The organism is Acidovorax sp. NO-1 (genome assembly GCF_000238595.1).
GTDB lineage: Bacteria > Pseudomonadota > Gammaproteobacteria > Burkholderiales > Burkholderiaceae_C > Acidovorax.
The window spans coordinates 69,973-85,680 of record NZ_AGTS01000078.1; the positions used below are offsets into that span (position 1 = coordinate 69,973).

Sequence of the window (15,708 nt, forward strand, 5' to 3'; positions counted from 1 at the left end):
CACGCTGCACATCGAATCACGGAAACAACGTGTAACAACCGTGTCACACCCGGCCGATATCGTTGCCCCCTTGCTCAGAGACCTCCGATCCACCGTGACGTACAACACCCTTGGGAGCCGACAGGCGGCGATGATGTCCTTGCTGTCACCGGCGGCGCGCCAGGGCACCGGCGCTCTGGCACGCCTTATGCGCGAGGGCGGGCTGCACTGCGTGTTCCAGCCCCTGGCCGACCTGCGCGAAGGCAGCATCTACGCCCACGAAGCATTGATCCGGGGCCCCCAGGGCACGCCTTTGCACACACCCGACGCCTTGCTGGAGGTGGCCCGGCGCGAGCACATCCTGCAAGACTTCGAGTTGCTGTGCGTTTTCACAGCCCTGCAGCAGTGGGGCGCACAGCAGGCGCAGGGGCGGCTGTTTGTGAACATCAGCGCCGACGCGCTGGTGCATGGCGTGGCCCTGATCGGGCCACGGATGCTGGGCGAGGCCATACGCAGCTTTGGCATGCATGCCCGCATGCTCGTGCTGGAGATCACCGAGCACGATCGCGTCACCGACATGCCCGAACTGCGCGAAGCCATCAAGGCCGTGCACGCCTGCGGCGCACGGCTGGCACTGGACGACTTTGGCGACGGCCGCTCCAGCCTGCGGCTGTGGTCCGAGGTGAAACCCGACTTCGTGAAGATCGACAAGTACTTCGTCCACGACATCAGCAACCACCCCGCCAATCTGCAGATGTTGCAGGCCATCAAGGGCATTGCCCAGGTATTTGGCACCCAGCTCATTGCCGAAGGCATCGAGACGCAGGACGACCTGCGTGCGCTGCGGGACCTGGACATCCCCTACGGCCAGGGCTGGCTTCTGGGCCGCCCCGCCGCCCTGCCACGGGACAGTGTGGAGCGGCTGGCGCAAGAAGTGATGCAGGACCGCCGCGTGGCCGTATTGCCGCACCTGGGGCAAACGGCGCGCCCCGGCATCCTGCGCAGCCTGATGGTGGTGCAGGCGCCCTTTGCGTCGCCGGGCACCAGCAACGACGCCGTGGCGACCTTGTTCCACAAACACCCGGACCTGCACGCCCTGCCGGTAGTGGAGGGCTCCCGCCCCGTGGCACTCATCAACCGCCAGCAGTTCATGAACCACTACGCCACGCTGTACTTCCGCGAGGTGCACGGCCGCAAACCCTGCCTGGCGTTCGCCAACACAGCGCCCCGCGTGGTGGAGCTCGACTGTGATGTGGACCAGCTGGTGGGCATCCTCACCTCGCAGGACCAGCGCTACCTGAATGACGGCTACATCGTCACCGACAACGGCCGCTACCTGGGCCTGGGCACGGGCGACCAGCTCGTGCGCGCCGTGACCGAAACCCGCATCGAGGCGGCACGCCACGCCAACCCGCTGACGTTTTTGCCCGGCAACATCCCCATCAGCCTGCACATGCAGCGCCTGCTGGAGAGCGGCACCGAGTTTGTCGCGTGCTACGCCGACCTGAACAACTTCAAGCCCTTCAACGACCATTACGGCTACTGGCGCGGCGACCAGATGATCCGCCTCGTCGCCCGCCTGGCCACCACCCACTGCGACGCGCGGCGCGACTTTGTGGGCCATGTGGGCGGGGACGACTTCATGCTGATCTTTCAGAGCAGCAACTGGCTGCAGCGCTGCAAGAACATCGTGGATGAGTTTGCGCGCGAGGCTATCGCGCTGTTCGACGAACCCGCGCGGCTGGCGGGCGGCATCCAGGCCGAAGACCGGCACGGCGTGCAGCGGTTCTTCCCGTGCACCACGCTGGCTATCGGTGCGGTGCGCGTCATGCCGGGGCGTTTTCGGCACGCCGAGGAAGTGGCCAACCTGGCGGCAGTGGCCAAGCATGAGGCCAAGCAGGCGGCCGCTGGCGTGGTGCTGCACGGCGGGTTTACGGAGTCGAGCCTGGGGGCGTTGGCGGCGACGCGGGCGCTGTAGGATGTGTTGGCCGCCTGAGTCTGCGCACCCCGTCACGGGGCTGTGGGCGCCCCCGCCTCAAACCAGCGCCCGATCAGCGCCCGCTCCGCATCAGTGATCTGCGTGGAATTGTTCATCGGCATCAGCTTTTGCACCACCACCTGCTGGTAGATGGCCTGGGCGTGTTGCTTGACCAGCTCCGGCGAGTCGAGCCGCAGGTTCTTCATCTGCACCGCCTCGCCGTGGCACAGGTAGCAGCGCTGCTCCAGCACCGCTTGCACTGATTTATAGTCATTTTGGCCACCAGCGCTTACCCCACCTGCGTCAGCAGCTCCTGAAACAGTAGCATTCGCATTGGCTGGTGGTACTGGCCGCATCCACACGATGGCGCCGACGATGACAGCCACGCCCACCAGCGCATAGGGCAGCGGGTTGCCATTGCGGCCCAGCTTGTAGCCGTGGCGCATCACAAAGAACTGGCGGATGGCGGCGCCGGCAAACATCATGAGGATGAGCACCAGCCAGTTTTGCGGGTGGCTCCAGGTAAAGCTGTAGTGGTTGCTGAGCATGGCAAACAGCACGGGCAGCGTGAAGTAGGTGTTGTGCACGCTGCGCTGTTTGCCGCGTTTGCCGTGGATGGGGTCCACGGGCTGGCCGGCCTTGATCTGCGCCACCACGGTGCGCTGGCCGGGGATGATCCAGAAGAACACGTTGGCGCTCATGGCGGTGGCGATCATGGCGCCCACCAGCAAGAAGGCTGCACGGCCTGCAAACCAGTGGCAGGCCAGCCATGAGGCCACGCACACCAGCACGAACACCAGCGCGCCGACGATGGCATCGCCGTTCTTCTTTTGGCCGAAGATGCGGCAGATGGCGTCGTACAGCAGCCAGAACACGACGAAGAACGCGAGCGCCACCACGATGGCGGTGGCTGGTGCCCAGTCCATTTTCGACTTGTCGATGAGGTAGGTGCTGGCGCTGTACAGGTACGACACGGTGAACAGCGCAAAGCCGCTGATCCAGGTGCTGTAACTTTCCCAGAAGAACCAGTGCAGGTGTTTGGGCAACTGCGGTGGCGACACGGCGAACTTGACGGGGTGGTAGAACCCGCCGCCGTGCACGGCCCAGAGCTCGCCGCTGACGCCCTGTTTTTTCAGGTCTTCGTCCTCTGGCGGCGTGAGGCTGCTATCCAGAAAGACGAAGTAAAACGACGAGCCGATCCAGGCGATGGCGGTGATGACGTGGACCCAGCGCAACAGCAGGTTGGCCCAGTCGAGAAAGTAGCTTTCCATATCTCAACCTTGGCAGCGCGGGGCGCTGCAAACCTGCTCACCACTGCGGGCGCTCTGAGCAGAAATTTTGGTCGCGCACCTTGGCCAAACACGGAGTGTTGGCCGGGGCACCGCTGCGACCCATGAATCGGTGAAAAGTGTATGCAGGATTTGTTCCAGATTCCAGCCCCGGCTGTGGGATTGCTGGCCCGGAATTACCCTCGGCCTGACCCCTTCAAGGTCTGCAGCAGCTGCGCCGCCACCGCCACGGCGATCACCTCGGGCTCCTTGCCCTCAATGCCGGGGATGCCAATGGGGCAGGTGACCTGCGCGAGTTCGTCTTGCGCAAAGCCACGGCCGTGCAGGCGATTGCGGAATGTAGCCCACTTGGTTTTGCTGCCAATGAGGCCGATGAACGGCAGGTCACCCTGCTCGCGCTGGCGGCGCAGGCAGGCGGCGACCACGTCCAGGTCTTCGGCGTGGCTGAAGCTCATGATCAGCACGCGGCTGCCCGGGGCCAGGCTCGGCACGGCCAACTGCACGGGCTCGGAGTGCTCGCACACCACGCCCTCGGGCGCCGGGGTGGGGAAGATGCCATCGCGGCTGTCGATCCAGGTCAGCGCAAAGGGCAGCGGCGCCAGCACCCGTGCCAGCGCGTGGCCCACATGGCCGCCGCCGAACAGCGCCACCGGGTGCTGGCGGGGCGCCAGGCGCGCGGCCAGGCCGGCGGCGGGGGCCAGGTCGGCCGCGGTCAGCAGCTCAAATGTCAGGTACACCACGCCCCCGCAGCACTGCCCCAGCGCCGGGCCCAGCGCATGGCGCTGCCGCGCGGGACCGGGCACACCGGCCAGCTGGCGGCGCGCTTCGGCCATGGCCTGCAGCTCCAGATGGCCACCGCCAATGGTGCCCACGGTGCGATCGGCCAGCACGGCCATCCACGCGCCTGCTTCACGCGGGGCCGAGCCTTCGGTAGACTCCACCCGCACGAGGCAAGCGTTGGCGCCCGCCAGGGCCTCCATCAACAATCGCAAATCAGTCAATCCAGATCCTTTATCGCTGACACCACCGCGTGGCGCCTTCAGACCGGCGCCTCGCCCAGCCAGTTTTACCCATCCACCATCATGCCGTCTCCAGCCCCCGAACGCCCTTCCAGTACCCGCAGCCGCCACTGGCTGCTTGCCGGGCTCATGGCCTCGGTGGCGGCACTGGTGGCCGCCTGCAAATCGGCGCCCGAGCCCCCTGCCCCCGTGCAGGACAGCCGCGCGCCCAGCACCGACCCGTCCACGGGCGTCAAAGGCCCCGTGCCCGGCAGCGCGGGTTCGGCCCGTGCATCCGCGGCCAGCACGCCCCGCGCCTACCGCCAGGACGCCGCCACCCACCTGTATGGACTGAACAAGAACCGCATTTTCAAAGGCAAGCTGCCACCGCTGCTGTATGCCATCGGCGTGCTGGAGGTCGATATCGACCGCACGGGCAAGGTCACCCGGCTGCACTGGATGCGGGCGCCCAAACACGCCCCCGAGGTGATCGCCGAAATCGAACGCACCGTGCGCGCTGCGGGCCCCTTCCCGGCGCCCACGCGCATGGGCAAGGTCACGTACACCGACACCTGGCTCTGGGACAAGAGCGGCAACTTCCAGCTCGACACGTTGACCGAAGGTCAGCTGTAGGGACTTCCCCCTGAGGCGCTGCGGGGCGGCCCTTGCCTGGCATCCTTGGCCTGGGCCGCGCCCCTGTCACCGCCATGTCGCTTGCCGCACTTCGCAGCCGGACTCCTTATGACCCGCGGTAGGTCGAATAGCTCCAGGGGCTAACCAGTAGTGGCACGTGATAGTGCTGGTCGGCGTGCGCAATGCCGAAGTCCAGGCTCACCTGGTTGAGAAAGTTCGGCTCGGGCAGCTGCACGCCCCGGGCCTTGAAGTACCCTGCCACATCAAACCGCAGCCGGTAGGTGCCGGTGCGCAAGCTGGCGTTGTCAAACAGCGGCACATCGGTGCGGCCATCGTGGTTCAACACCAGGCGCTTGATGAGGGTGGCGTTGTCGCCATCGGTGGAGTACAGGGCCACCTCCATTCCAGCGGCGGGGCAGCCGTTCATGGTGTCCAGAACGTGGGTGCTCAATCCCATGGTGAATCTCCTGCAAGGTAAGAGGCTGTCCAATCGGCGGCGATTGCCAGACCACAGTGTGTAGACCAAAAGTGTATACACTTTTCGCCATCTACCCTATCATGCCGCCATGGAATCCTCATCCACCAGCGCGATTGTTGAAGCGCTGACCCGCGCCATCGTGGAGCACCGCCTGCAGCCGGGCACCAAGCTGGCCGAACAGAAGCTGGCCGACCACTTTGGCGTGTCGCGCACGCTGGTGCGGCAGGCGCTGTTCCAGCTGGCGCAGAACCGGCTGGTCACGCTGGAGCCCGCACGCGGCGCGTTTGTGGCCACGCCTTCAGCCGAAGAGGCCCGCCAGGTGTTTGCGGTGCGACGCATGCTGGAAAGCGAAATGACCCGCGCCTTTGTGCGCCAGGTGACGCCCGCCAAGCTGCGCGCCCTCCGCGCCCATGTCGCCGCCGAGAAGGCCGCCGTGGGCAGCCAGGATGCCAGCAGCCGCACCGAGCTGCTGGGCGACTTCCACGTGCGCATGGCCGAGCTGATGGGCAACGAGGTGCTGGCGCAGATGCTGGGCGACCTGATCTCGCGCTGCGCGCTCATCACGCTGATGTACCAGTCGGCCAGCGCGGCAGAACATTCGCACGAGGAGCACGCCGCCATCGTGGCCGCTCTGGCCGCGCGCGATGAAGAGCGCGCCGTGCAACTGATGCAAAGCCATCTTGAACATGTGGAGGCCAGCCTGGCCTTCGACCGCAAACGCCCCGCCAGCGACCTGGCCGCCGCGCTGACCTCTTGAACACAGCACCACCATGACCTACGACGCCACCGCCCCCTACCCCCGCGACCTGATCGGCTACGGCCCGAACCCGCCCCACGCGCAGTGGCCCGGCGGCGCCCGCATTGCGGTGCAGTTTGTGCTGAATTACGAGGAAGGCGGGGAGAACGCCGTGCTGCATGGCGACGCGGGCAGCGAGCAGTTTTTATCTGAAATGTTCAACCCCGCCAGCTACCCCGAGCGGCACATGAGCATGGAAGGCATCTACGAATACGGTTCGCGCGCGGGCGTGTGGCGCATACTGCGCGAGTTTGAAAAGCGCCAACTGCTGCTGACGGTGTTTGGCGTCTCCACCGCGCTGCAGCGCCACCCCGAGCTCACGGCCGCCTTCGTGGAGCTGGGCCACGAGATCGCCTGCCACGGCCTGAAATGGATCCACTACCAGAACGTGCCAGAGGACGTGGAGCGCGCCCACATGCGCGAGGCCATGGAAATCCTCCAGCGCATGACGGGAGAACGCGGAAGCTCGCAAGACCATGTGCATGGTCTGGGCTGGTACACCGGCCGCGACAGCCCCAACACCCACCGCCTGGTGGCCGACTACGGTGGCTTTGCATACGACAGCGACTACTACGGCGACGACCTGCCCTTCTGGATGAAGGTGCGCAAGACCGACGGCAGCGTGGTGCCCCAGCTCATCGTGCCCTACACGCTGGACTGCAACGACATGCGCTTTGCCCTGCCGCAGGGCTATTCGCACGCCGACCCGTTCTTTCAGTACCTGAAGGACACTTTCGACGCACTGTATGCCGAAGGCGACCCGGCTGGTGACAACGCGCCCAAGATGATGAGCATCGGCATGCACTGCCGCCTGCTGGGGCGGCCCGGGCGCATCACGGCGCTGCAGCGGTTTCTGGACCACATCGGGCAGCACAGCCACGTGTGGGTGGCCCGCCGGATCGACATCGCACGCCATTGGAAGCAGCACTTTCCTGCCCCAGTTTTTTAAGCCAAATTGGCCTCCAGCGCTTATCTGTATTGCGCCAGCAGCTCACTTTTTAGAAGCAAATACCATGTCCCTCACACTGGAACAACTCAACACCGCCAGCGCCGCCGAGGCCCTGGCGCTGCTGGACAGCCTGTACGAACACTCGCCCTGGATTGCCGAGCAGGCCCTGGCGCAGCGGCCCTTCCGAACGCTGGCGCACCTCAAGCACGCCTTGGCGCAGGTGGTGCGCACCGCGGAGCTGGACGCCAAGCTGGCCCTGATCCGCGCCCACCCCGAACTGGCAGGCAAGGCCATGGTGGCCAAAAGCCTCACGGCCGAGTCCACCAACGAGCAGAGCAAGGCGGGCCTCACGCAGTGCACGCCCGAGGAGTTCGAGCGCATCCAGCAGCTCAACGCCGCGTACAACGAGCGCTTTGGCTTCCCGTTCATCCTGGCCGTGCGCGGCCCGCGCGGCACGGGCCTCAGCAAGCGCGAGATCATCGACACCTTTGCCCGGCGGCTGGACAACCACCCCGAGTTCGAGCTGGCCGAGGCGCTGCGCAACATCCACCGCATTGCCGAGATCCGCCTGGCCAACAAGTTTGCCGCCGAGCCGGTGCTGGGCAACGACGTGTGGGACTGGCACGAGCAACTGGCCGAACACTCTGACCCCGGCTTTGCCGAAAAAGGCCAGCTCACCGTCACCTACCTCACCGACGCGCACCGCGCCTGTGCGCAGCGCATCAGCCACTGGATGCACGGTTGCGGCTTTGACGAGGTGGAGATCGACGCCGTGGGCAACGTGGTGGGGCGCTACCACCCGGCCACCAGCGGTGCACGCTACCTGATGACGGGGAGCCACTACGACACCGTGCGCAACGGCGGCAAGTACGACGGGCGGCTGGGCATCTTCGTGCCCATGGCCTGCGTGCGCGAGCTGCACCGCGCCGGGCGCCGCCTGCCATTCGGCATCGAGGTGATTGCCTTTGCTGAAGAAGAAGGCCAGCGCTACAAGGCCACCTTCCTGGGCTCGGGCGCGCTCATCGGCCACTTCAACCCCGCCTGGCTCGACCAGAAGGACGCCGACGGCATCACCATGCGCAGTGCCATGCAGCACGCGGGGCTTTGCATTGACGACATAGAAAAACTCCAGCGCGACCCGGCGCAGTACCTGGGCTTCCTTGAAGTGCACATCGAGCAGGGCCCCGTGCTCAACGAGCTGGACCTGCCCCTGGGCGTGGTCACCTCCATCAACGGCGGTGTGCGCTACCTGGGCGAGATGATCGGCATGGCCAGCCACGCCGGCACCACCCCCATGGACCGCCGCCGCGACGCCGCCGTGGCCGTGGCCGAGCTGGCGCTGTACATCGAAAAGCGCGCAGCGCAAGACGGCGACTCGGTGGGCACCATTGGCCTGCTGAACGTGCCCGGCGGCTCCATCAACGTGGTGCCGGGGCGCTGTCTTTTTTCACTGGACCTGCGCGCCCCCACGGACGCGCAGCGCGACGCGATGGTGACGGACGTGCTGGACGAACTGGCCCGCATTGCAGGGCGCAGGGGCCTACGCTACACGCTGGAAGAATCCATGCGCGCAGCGGCCGCACCCAGCGCACCCGCCTGGCAGCACCACTGGGAGCGCGCCGTGGACGCGCTGGGCCTGCCCGTGTTCCGCATGCCCAGCGGCGCCGGGCATGACGCGATGAAACTGCACGAAATCATGCCGCAGGCCATGCTGTTCGTGCGCGGCCAGAACTCCGGCATCAGCCACAACCCGCTCGAATCCACCACCAACCACGACATCCAGCTGACCATCGAGGCCTTTGCCCAGGTCCTGGAGCAGCTCGCCAAGGAACACCAAACATGACCGCACCCACACAGCCCTCGTACGCCGCCCTCGACGCCTGGATCGACCAGCACTTTGACGAGGAAGTGCGCTTTCTGCAGGCCCTGGTGCGCGTGCCCACCGACACACCGCCCGGCAACAACGCGCCCCATGCCGAACGCACGGCAGAGCTGCTCAAGGACTTTGGCTACGAAGCCGAAAAACATGCCGTGCCCGCCGCCGAGGTGCAGGCCTACGGCATGGAGTCCATCACCAACCTCATCGTGCGCCGCACGTATGGAAGTGGCGGCAAGACCATTGCGCTGAACGCGCACGGCGACGTGGTGCCCCCCGGCGAGGGCTGGACGCACGACCCCTACGGCGCCGAGATCGTGGATGGCGCCATGTACGGCCGCGCCACCGCCGTGAGCAAGGGCGACTTTGCATCGTTCACCTTCGCCGTGCGTGCGCTGGAAGCCATAGCCAAGCCCACGAAAGGCGCGGTGGAACTGCACTTCACCTACGACGAAGAATTTGGCGGTGAACTCGGCCCCGGTTGGCTGCTGCAAAAAGGCCTGACCAAGCCCGACCTGATGATCGCCGCAGGCTTCAGCTACGAAGTGGTCACCGCCCACAACGGCTGCCTGCAGATGGAAGTGACCGTGCACGGCAAGATGGCACACGCCGCCGTGCCGCACACGGGTGTGGACGCGCTACAGGGCGCGGTACACATCCTGAACGCGCTGTACGCGCAGAACGACGAATACAAGAAGGTCACGTCCAACGTCACGGGCATCAAGCACCCCTACCTGAACGTGGGCCGCATCGAAGGCGGCACCAACACCAACGTGGTGCCAGGCAAGGTGATGTTCAAGCTCGACCGCCGCATGATCCCCGAAGAGAACCCGGCGGAGGTCGAAGCCAACATCCGCCGCGTGATCGAGCAGGCAGCGGGCGAACGCGCCGGTATCCGCGTGGACATCAAGCGCCTGCTGCTGGCCAACGCCATGACGCCGCTGGCGGGCAATGCACCGCTGGTCGATGCGATCCAGAAACACGCCGAGGCCGTGATCGGCGAGCCCGTGCCCGCCGTGGGCACGCCGCTGTACACCGACGTGCGCTTGTATGTGGAGCGTGGGATTCCCGGCGTGATCTACGGCGCCGGGCCGCGCACGGTGCTGGAGTCGCACGCCAAGCGGGCGGACGAGCGCCTGCAGTTGGAAGACCTGCGCCGCGCCACCAAGGTGATTGCGCGGTCGTTGCATGATTTGATGGCGTAGATCTGGTTAAAACCCGCCTCAGGCGCTTACCTATAAAGCGTTATGCGCTATCGATTTTATAGTCTTCGCCGTGCATGTATTGAAGGGCGGAGGCCGGGGCGACATCCCGGCTCCCGCCCGCAAAACAGGCAAACCATCAAAAAATAGCTGCTGCCACCCACAAAAAACACACGCTGACAACTACAAAACCAAGATCGCCCGGAAGTCATTCACATTGGTGTGGGTAGGCCCCGTCACCACCAGATCTCCCAGGGCGTCAAAGAAGCCGTAGGCGTCGTTGCGGTCCAGGTGGGCGGCGATGCGCAGACCCGCCGCCTCGGCCCGCGCCAGCGTGTCCGGCGCCACGCGGGCGCCGGCGTTGTTTTCCACGCCGTCAATGCCATCGGTGTCCGCCGCCAGCGCCCACACGCCCGGCTGCCCCTGCAGCGCCTGCGCCAGCCCCAGGCAGAACTCGCCCGCGCGGCCGCCCCGCCCCCGGGGTGTACCGGGCGGCTGCGGCCGCACCGTGACCGTGGTCTCGCCACCGGAGAGGATCACGCAGGGCCGCGCGAAGGGCTGGCCATGCTGTGCCACGGCCCGCGCGAGCGCGGCGTGCACCTTGCCCACCTCGCGCGATTCCCCTTCCATAGCGTCGGAGAGGATGTGCGCCTGCACGCCCGCCGCGCGAGCAGCCTCGGCCGCCGCTTCCAGCGCCTGCCGGGGCGTGGCGATGAGGTGTACGGCGTGGCCAGCGAACACGGCGTCGCCGGGCTTGGGTGTTTCCAGCGTGCCGGCTTCGAGCGCCGAGCGCACCGCGGCGGGCACCTCGATGCGATAGCGGTCCAGGATCGCCAGCGCATCGGAGCAGGTGGTGGCGTCGGGCACCGTGGGGCCGCTGGCGATCACGGAAGGGTCGTCCCCCGGCACATCGCTGATGGTGAGCGTGACCACGCGCGCCGGCGCGCAGGCCGCGGCCAGCCGCCCGCCCTTGATGCGCGACAGGTGCTTGCGCACGCAGTTCATCTCGTCGATGGCGGCGCCACTGGCCAGCAGCGCCTGGTTGATGCGCTGCTTTTCCTCCAGCGTGAGGCCATCGGCCGGCAAGGTGAGCAGGGCCGAGCCGCCGCCCGATATCAGGCACAGCACCAGGTCGTTTTCGGTCAGGCCCTGCGTGTGCGCCAGCATGCGCTGCGCGGCGGCAAGCCCTGCCGCGTCGGGCACGGGGTGCGCCGCTTCCACCACCTCGATGCGCTGCACCAGCCCTTCAGGCCGCGGCGGCGTGTGGTGGTACCGCGTGACCACGAGGCCCGACAGGGGCGCATCGGCGGGCCACAGCGCCTCCACCGCGTGCGCCATGGCGCCACCCGCCTTCCCCGCGCCCAGCACCAGGGTGCGGCCACCACTATCCGGGGTAGGTGGCGCTGGCAGGAATGCCGCCGTGTTGTGCAGCGGCAGCGCACGGCGCACGGCCACGCGGTAGAGGTGTTGCAGGAATTCGCCGGGCTGGCGGGCAGGATCGGGTGCAGGGGTGGTCATGGGCGTTTCTCCGGTGGCGATTGTGACGCGTGGCGTTCTCCTGCACGGCGCCGAATCCGGTATCCTGCGGGCCTCGATCAAGGCTGTGGCCCTGAACGTTGCTTCCATGGCGCCAGCCGCGACACCTTCCGCCGCTGTCCACGCCCCACGCCAGGCCGACGCCCACGAGCGTCCCGCCTGCGCGCTGCCAGGAACCCGTTACCCGGCCCGCCCCCGGGCCACAACCTGCGTGACCACACGCCCCGTGTGCCATTGCGGCCCCTGGGGTTGCGGCCCATGCTGCATACGCATAAACGTGCATGCCAGCCCGCCACGCCATCGGGTACCCTTGTTTTTGCTTTCCGCCCAGGACTTCCAGGATTTCCGTATGACCCAAAACATTTCCGCCGCCGAGCAGGCCCTGCGCGACGCCGCGCGCGAGTACCACCGCAACCCCACCCGGGGCAAGATTGCCGTCACCCCCACCAAGCCTTTGTCCAACCAGCGCGACCTGTCGCTGGCGTATTCGCCGGGCGTGGCCTATCCGTGTCTGGACATCGCGGCCGATCCCTCCAAGGCGTTCGATTTCACCTCGCGCGGCAACCTGGTGGCCGTGATCACCAACGGCACGGCCGTGCTGGGCCTGGGCGACATCGGCCCGCTGGCCGCCAAGCCGGTGATGGAAGGCAAGGGCTGCCTGTTCAAGAAATTTGCCGGTGTCGATGTGTTCGACATCGAACTGGCCGAGCGCGACCCCGACAAGCTCATCGAGATCATTGCGGCACTGGAGCCCACGCTGGGCGGCATCAACCTGGAAGACATCAAGGCGCCCGAGTGCTTCTACATCGAGCGCGAACTCAGCAAGCGCATGAACATCCCGGTGTTCCATGACGACCAGCACGGCACGGCCATCATCAGCAGCGCGGCGCTGCTCAACGGCCTGGAGCTGGTGGGCAAGCAGATCGGCGAGGTCAAGGTGGCCGTGTCCGGCGCGGGTGCCGCCGCCATTGCCTGCCTGAACGTGATGGTGGGCCTGGGCGTCAAGCGCGAGAACATCTTCGTGTGCGACTCCAAGGGCGTGATCTACGAAGGCCGCCCCGGCGGCTATGACGAATCGAAGGCCATCTACGCGCAAAAGACCGACGCCCGCACGCTCGCCGATGCGGTCAATGGCGCCGACGTGTTCCTGGGCTGCTCGGCCCCCGGCGTGCTCACGGCCGAGATGGTGAAAACCATGGCGCCGAAGCCCATCATCCTGGCGCTGGCCAACCCCGAGCCCGAAATCCGCCCCGAGCTGGCCAAGGCCATCCGCCCCGACTGCATCATCGCCACGGGCCGCTCGGATTACCCGAACCAGGTGAACAACGTCCTGTGCTTCCCGTACATCTTCCGCGGCGCGCTCGACTGCGGCGCCACCAAGATCACCGAGGCCATGAAGCTCGCCTGCGTGCGCCAGATTGCCGACCTGGCAAAGGCCGACATCAGCGAGGAAGTGGCCAACGCCTATGCGGGCAAGGAACTCACCTTCGGCCCCGACTACCTCATCCCCACGCCGTTCGATTCGCGCCTGATCCTCAAGATTGCGCCTGCGGTAGCCAAGGCGGCTGCGGAATCGGGCGTGGCCACGCGTCCCATCGAGGACATGGAGGCCTACAAGGACACGCTGTCCCGCTTTGTCTATCAGACCGGCATGCTGATGCGCCCGGTCATCATGGCCGCCAAGGCCCTGCCCGACGCGCAAAAGCGCGTGGCCTATGCCGATGGTGAAGACGAGCGCGCCCTGCGCGCCGCACAGATGGCCATCGACGACAAGATCGCCGTGCCCATCCTGATCGGCCGCCCCGCAGTGATTGCCGCCCGCATTGCCAAGGCCGGCCTGCGCATGCAGCTGGGCAAGGACGTGGAGGTCTGCAACCCCGAAGACGACCCACGCTTTCGCCAGTACTGGGAGCACTACCACCAGCTGCTCAAGCGCGATGGCGCAACGGCCGAAGTGGCCAAGGCCGCCGTGCGCCGCTCCAACACCATCATTGCCTCACTGATGGTCAAGCTGGGCGATGCCGACGCCATGATCTGCGGCCTGGTGGGCACGTATGAAACGCACCTGGAACGCATCCACAGCATCATCGGCCGCCAGAGCGGCGTGAGCGACTACGCGGCCCTGAACGCCCTGATGACCAACCGGGGCACGCTGTTCATTGCCGACACCTACGTGAACGAAGACCCCACGGCCCAGCAGCTGGCAGACATCGCCTGGATGTCGGTGCAGGAGGTGCAGCGCTTCGGCATCCCACCCAAGGTGGCCTTCCTGTCGCATTCGAGCTATGGCTCGTCCAAGCGCGCATCGGCCCGCAAGATGCGCGAGGCGCGCGACCTGTTCGTGGCCGCCCACCCCGAGATCGAGTGCGATGGCGAGCTGCATGGCGATGCCGCGCTGGAGCCGAACATCCGCAGCGCCTACATGGCGGATTCGACCCTGACGGACTCGGCCAACCTGCTGATCTGCCCGAGCCTGGATGCCGCCAACATCCTCTACAACGTGCTCAAGACGACCACCAGCGGCGGTGTCACGGTGGGGCCCATCCTCATGGGCGCCGCCGCCACGGCCTGCATCCTGACGCCTGCTGCTACCGTGCGCCGTGTGCTCAACATGACGGCCCTGGCCGTGGCCAGCGCAGCGGCGCGCCCCAAGTAAGGGCGCCGGGAGGGGCGCGGCAGGCAACCAACCCGCCTGCGCCCCGGCCGTATCCCCCGGGTGGTGCACCGCCGCCCGGGCGTGCACCATGTGGGGAAACCCTGCATGCCCGCACGCACCACTTCAGGGAACAATGGCTGCATGCCTGACCGCGTCCGCGCGAAAGCAGGCATCGATTTTGCTGAGTCCATGGCGACACCCCGCTGTGCCAACGGCACCTTCCCCAGCCTTTTCCGACAGGAGCCCCCATGAAAAAACGTTCGTTCCTGCAGACCGCCGCACTGCTGGCCGCTGCCAGTACCTTTTCGCTGGCGCAAGCGCAGACCCCCACGCCCATCAAGTTCCAGCTCGACTGGCGCTTTGAAGGCCCTGCAGCGCTGTTTCTGCAGCCTGTGGCCAAGGGCCATTTCAAGGCCGCAGGGCTGGACGTGACGGTGGACGCCGGCAACGGCTCGGGCGGCGCCGTGCAGCGCGTGGCCTCGGGCACGTATGACATGGGCTTTGCCGACCTGGCCGCCGTGATGGAATTCCACGCCAACAACCCCAACGCGCAGAACAAGCCCGTGGCGGTGATGATGGTCTACAACAACACTCCTGCCTCGGTGATGGCGCTCAAGAAGAGCGGCATTGCCAAGCCCGCCGACCTGGCAGGCAAAAAGCTGGGCGCACCCGTGTTTGACGCCGGCCGCCGCGCCTTCCCCATCTTCCAGAAGGCCAACGGCGTGGGCGCCGTGACCTGGACCGCCATGGACCCGCCGCTGCGCGAAACCATGCTGGTGCGCGGTGACGTGGACGCCATCACGGGCTTTACCTTCACCAGCCTGCTGAACCTGGAGGCCCGCGGCGCCAAGGCGGCCGACGTGGTGGTGCTGCCCTATGCAGACTTTGGGGTGAAGCTGTATGGCAACGTGATCATCGCGTCTCCGAAGCTCATCAAGGAGAACCCGGCCGCCATCAAGGCCTTCCTGTCGGCCTTTACCAAGGGCGCCAAGGAAGTGCTGGCCAATCCGGCCGCGTCCATCGAGCATGTGAAGGCCCGCGACGGCATCGTCAACGTGCCGCTGGAAACCCGCCGCCTGCAACTGGCGATCGACACCGTCATCAACAGTGCCGACGCGCGCGCCGAAGGCTTTGGCCAGGTCAAGCCCGCTCGCCTGTCCCTGATGGCCTCGCAGGTGTCGGACGCGTTCAACACCAAGACGCGCGTGAACGCCGACGATGTGTGGAACGGCAGCTTCCTGCCGCCCGCCGCAGAGCTGAACATCCTGCCGAAGAAGTAAACGGCTCCGCGCGCCGCGGCACGTTTACTATATTTTTTATAGCTGCTTGCGCTTACCG

General features: G+C 66.5%; 12 protein-coding genes. 8 read left to right on the plus strand and 4 right to left on the minus strand.

Annotated features, from left to right (window positions below; translation table 11 throughout):
• The first annotated feature begins 130 nt into the window (after positions 1 to 130).
• On the plus strand, positions 131 to 1,957 hold the full coding sequence (locus KYG_RS11220; RefSeq protein WP_008905017.1) for a phosphodiesterase: 1,827 nt from the start codon (positions 131 to 133) through the stop codon (positions 1,955 to 1,957).
• Positions 1,958 to 1,989: 32 nt separating this feature from the next.
• Here the strand turns inward: KYG_RS11220 and KYG_RS11225 are convergent, their stop codons facing one another.
• The gene (locus tag KYG_RS11225) at positions 1,990 to 3,228 is read right to left on the minus strand and encodes a urate hydroxylase PuuD (RefSeq protein ID WP_008905018.1); all 1,239 of its coding nucleotides are present in this window, start codon (positions 3,226 to 3,228) and stop codon (positions 1,990 to 1,992) included.
• A gap of 194 nt (positions 3,229 to 3,422) precedes the next feature.
• Positions 3,423 to 4,247, minus strand: coding sequence for a xanthine dehydrogenase accessory protein XdhC (gene xdhC / locus KYG_RS11230; RefSeq protein WP_034694218.1), 825 nt, complete (start codon positions 4,245 to 4,247; stop codon positions 3,423 to 3,425).
• Between the two features lie 147 nt (positions 4,248 to 4,394).
• Between xdhC and KYG_RS11235 the strand changes: the two genes are divergently transcribed.
• Positions 4,395 to 4,877, plus strand: coding sequence for a hypothetical protein (locus KYG_RS11235; RefSeq protein WP_008905020.1), 483 nt, complete (start codon positions 4,395 to 4,397; stop codon positions 4,875 to 4,877).
• A gap of 106 nt (positions 4,878 to 4,983) precedes the next feature.
• Here the strand turns inward: KYG_RS11235 and uraH are convergent, their stop codons facing one another.
• Entirely contained in the window at positions 4,984 to 5,334 is a 351-nt protein-coding gene (gene uraH, locus KYG_RS11240; RefSeq protein ID WP_008905021.1) for a hydroxyisourate hydrolase, read from the minus strand.
• A 109-nt stretch (positions 5,335 to 5,443) separates the two neighbouring features.
• Here uraH and KYG_RS11245 point away from each other — a divergent pair, with 109 nt between their 5' ends.
• The 4 genes from KYG_RS11245 (at position 5,444) to KYG_RS11260 (ending at position 10,181) form a co-directional block, all read left to right on the plus strand.
• Positions 5,444 to 6,112 (plus strand): GntR family transcriptional regulator, encoded by a 669-nt coding sequence (locus KYG_RS11245; RefSeq protein WP_008905022.1) that lies wholly within the window; start codon positions 5,444 to 5,446, stop codon positions 6,110 to 6,112.
• Positions 6,113 to 6,125: 13 nt separating this feature from the next.
• Positions 6,126 to 7,100 carry an allantoinase PuuE gene (puuE, locus tag KYG_RS11250; RefSeq protein ID WP_008905023.1) on the plus strand — a complete coding sequence of 325 codons (975 nt, stop codon included), beginning with the start codon at positions 6,126 to 6,128 and terminating at the stop codon, positions 7,098 to 7,100.
• Between the two features lie 64 nt (positions 7,101 to 7,164).
• Positions 7,165 to 8,943: a 2-oxo-4-hydroxy-4-carboxy-5-ureidoimidazoline decarboxylase gene (gene uraD, locus KYG_RS11255; protein ID WP_008905024.1), complete on the plus strand. Its 1,779-nt coding sequence runs from the start codon at positions 7,165 to 7,167 to the stop codon at positions 8,941 to 8,943.
• On the plus strand, positions 8,940 to 10,181 hold the full coding sequence (locus KYG_RS11260; RefSeq protein ID WP_008905025.1) for an ArgE/DapE family deacylase: 1,242 nt from the start codon (positions 8,940 to 8,942) through the stop codon (positions 10,179 to 10,181). The genes uraD and KYG_RS11260 overlap by 4 nt, the downstream gene beginning before the upstream one ends.
• 180 nt (positions 10,182 to 10,361) lie before the next feature.
• Here the strand turns inward: KYG_RS11260 and KYG_RS11265 are convergent, their stop codons facing one another.
• Positions 10,362 to 11,696 (minus strand): glycerate kinase, encoded by a 1,335-nt coding sequence (locus tag KYG_RS11265; protein ID WP_008905026.1) that lies wholly within the window; start codon positions 11,694 to 11,696, stop codon positions 10,362 to 10,364.
• A gap of 367 nt (positions 11,697 to 12,063) precedes the next feature.
• Between KYG_RS11265 and KYG_RS11270 the strand changes: the two genes are divergently transcribed.
• Both KYG_RS11270 and KYG_RS11275 read left to right on the plus strand, forming a co-directional pair.
• Positions 12,064 to 14,370 (plus strand): NADP-dependent malic enzyme, encoded by a 2,307-nt coding sequence (locus KYG_RS11270; RefSeq protein ID WP_008905027.1) that lies wholly within the window; start codon positions 12,064 to 12,066, stop codon positions 14,368 to 14,370.
• A 248-nt stretch (positions 14,371 to 14,618) separates the two neighbouring features.
• The gene (locus KYG_RS11275; protein ID WP_008905028.1) at positions 14,619 to 15,650 is read left to right on the plus strand and encodes an ABC transporter substrate-binding protein; all 1,032 of its coding nucleotides are present in this window, start codon (positions 14,619 to 14,621) and stop codon (positions 15,648 to 15,650) included.
• Positions 15,651 to 15,708: the final 58 nt, after the last annotated feature.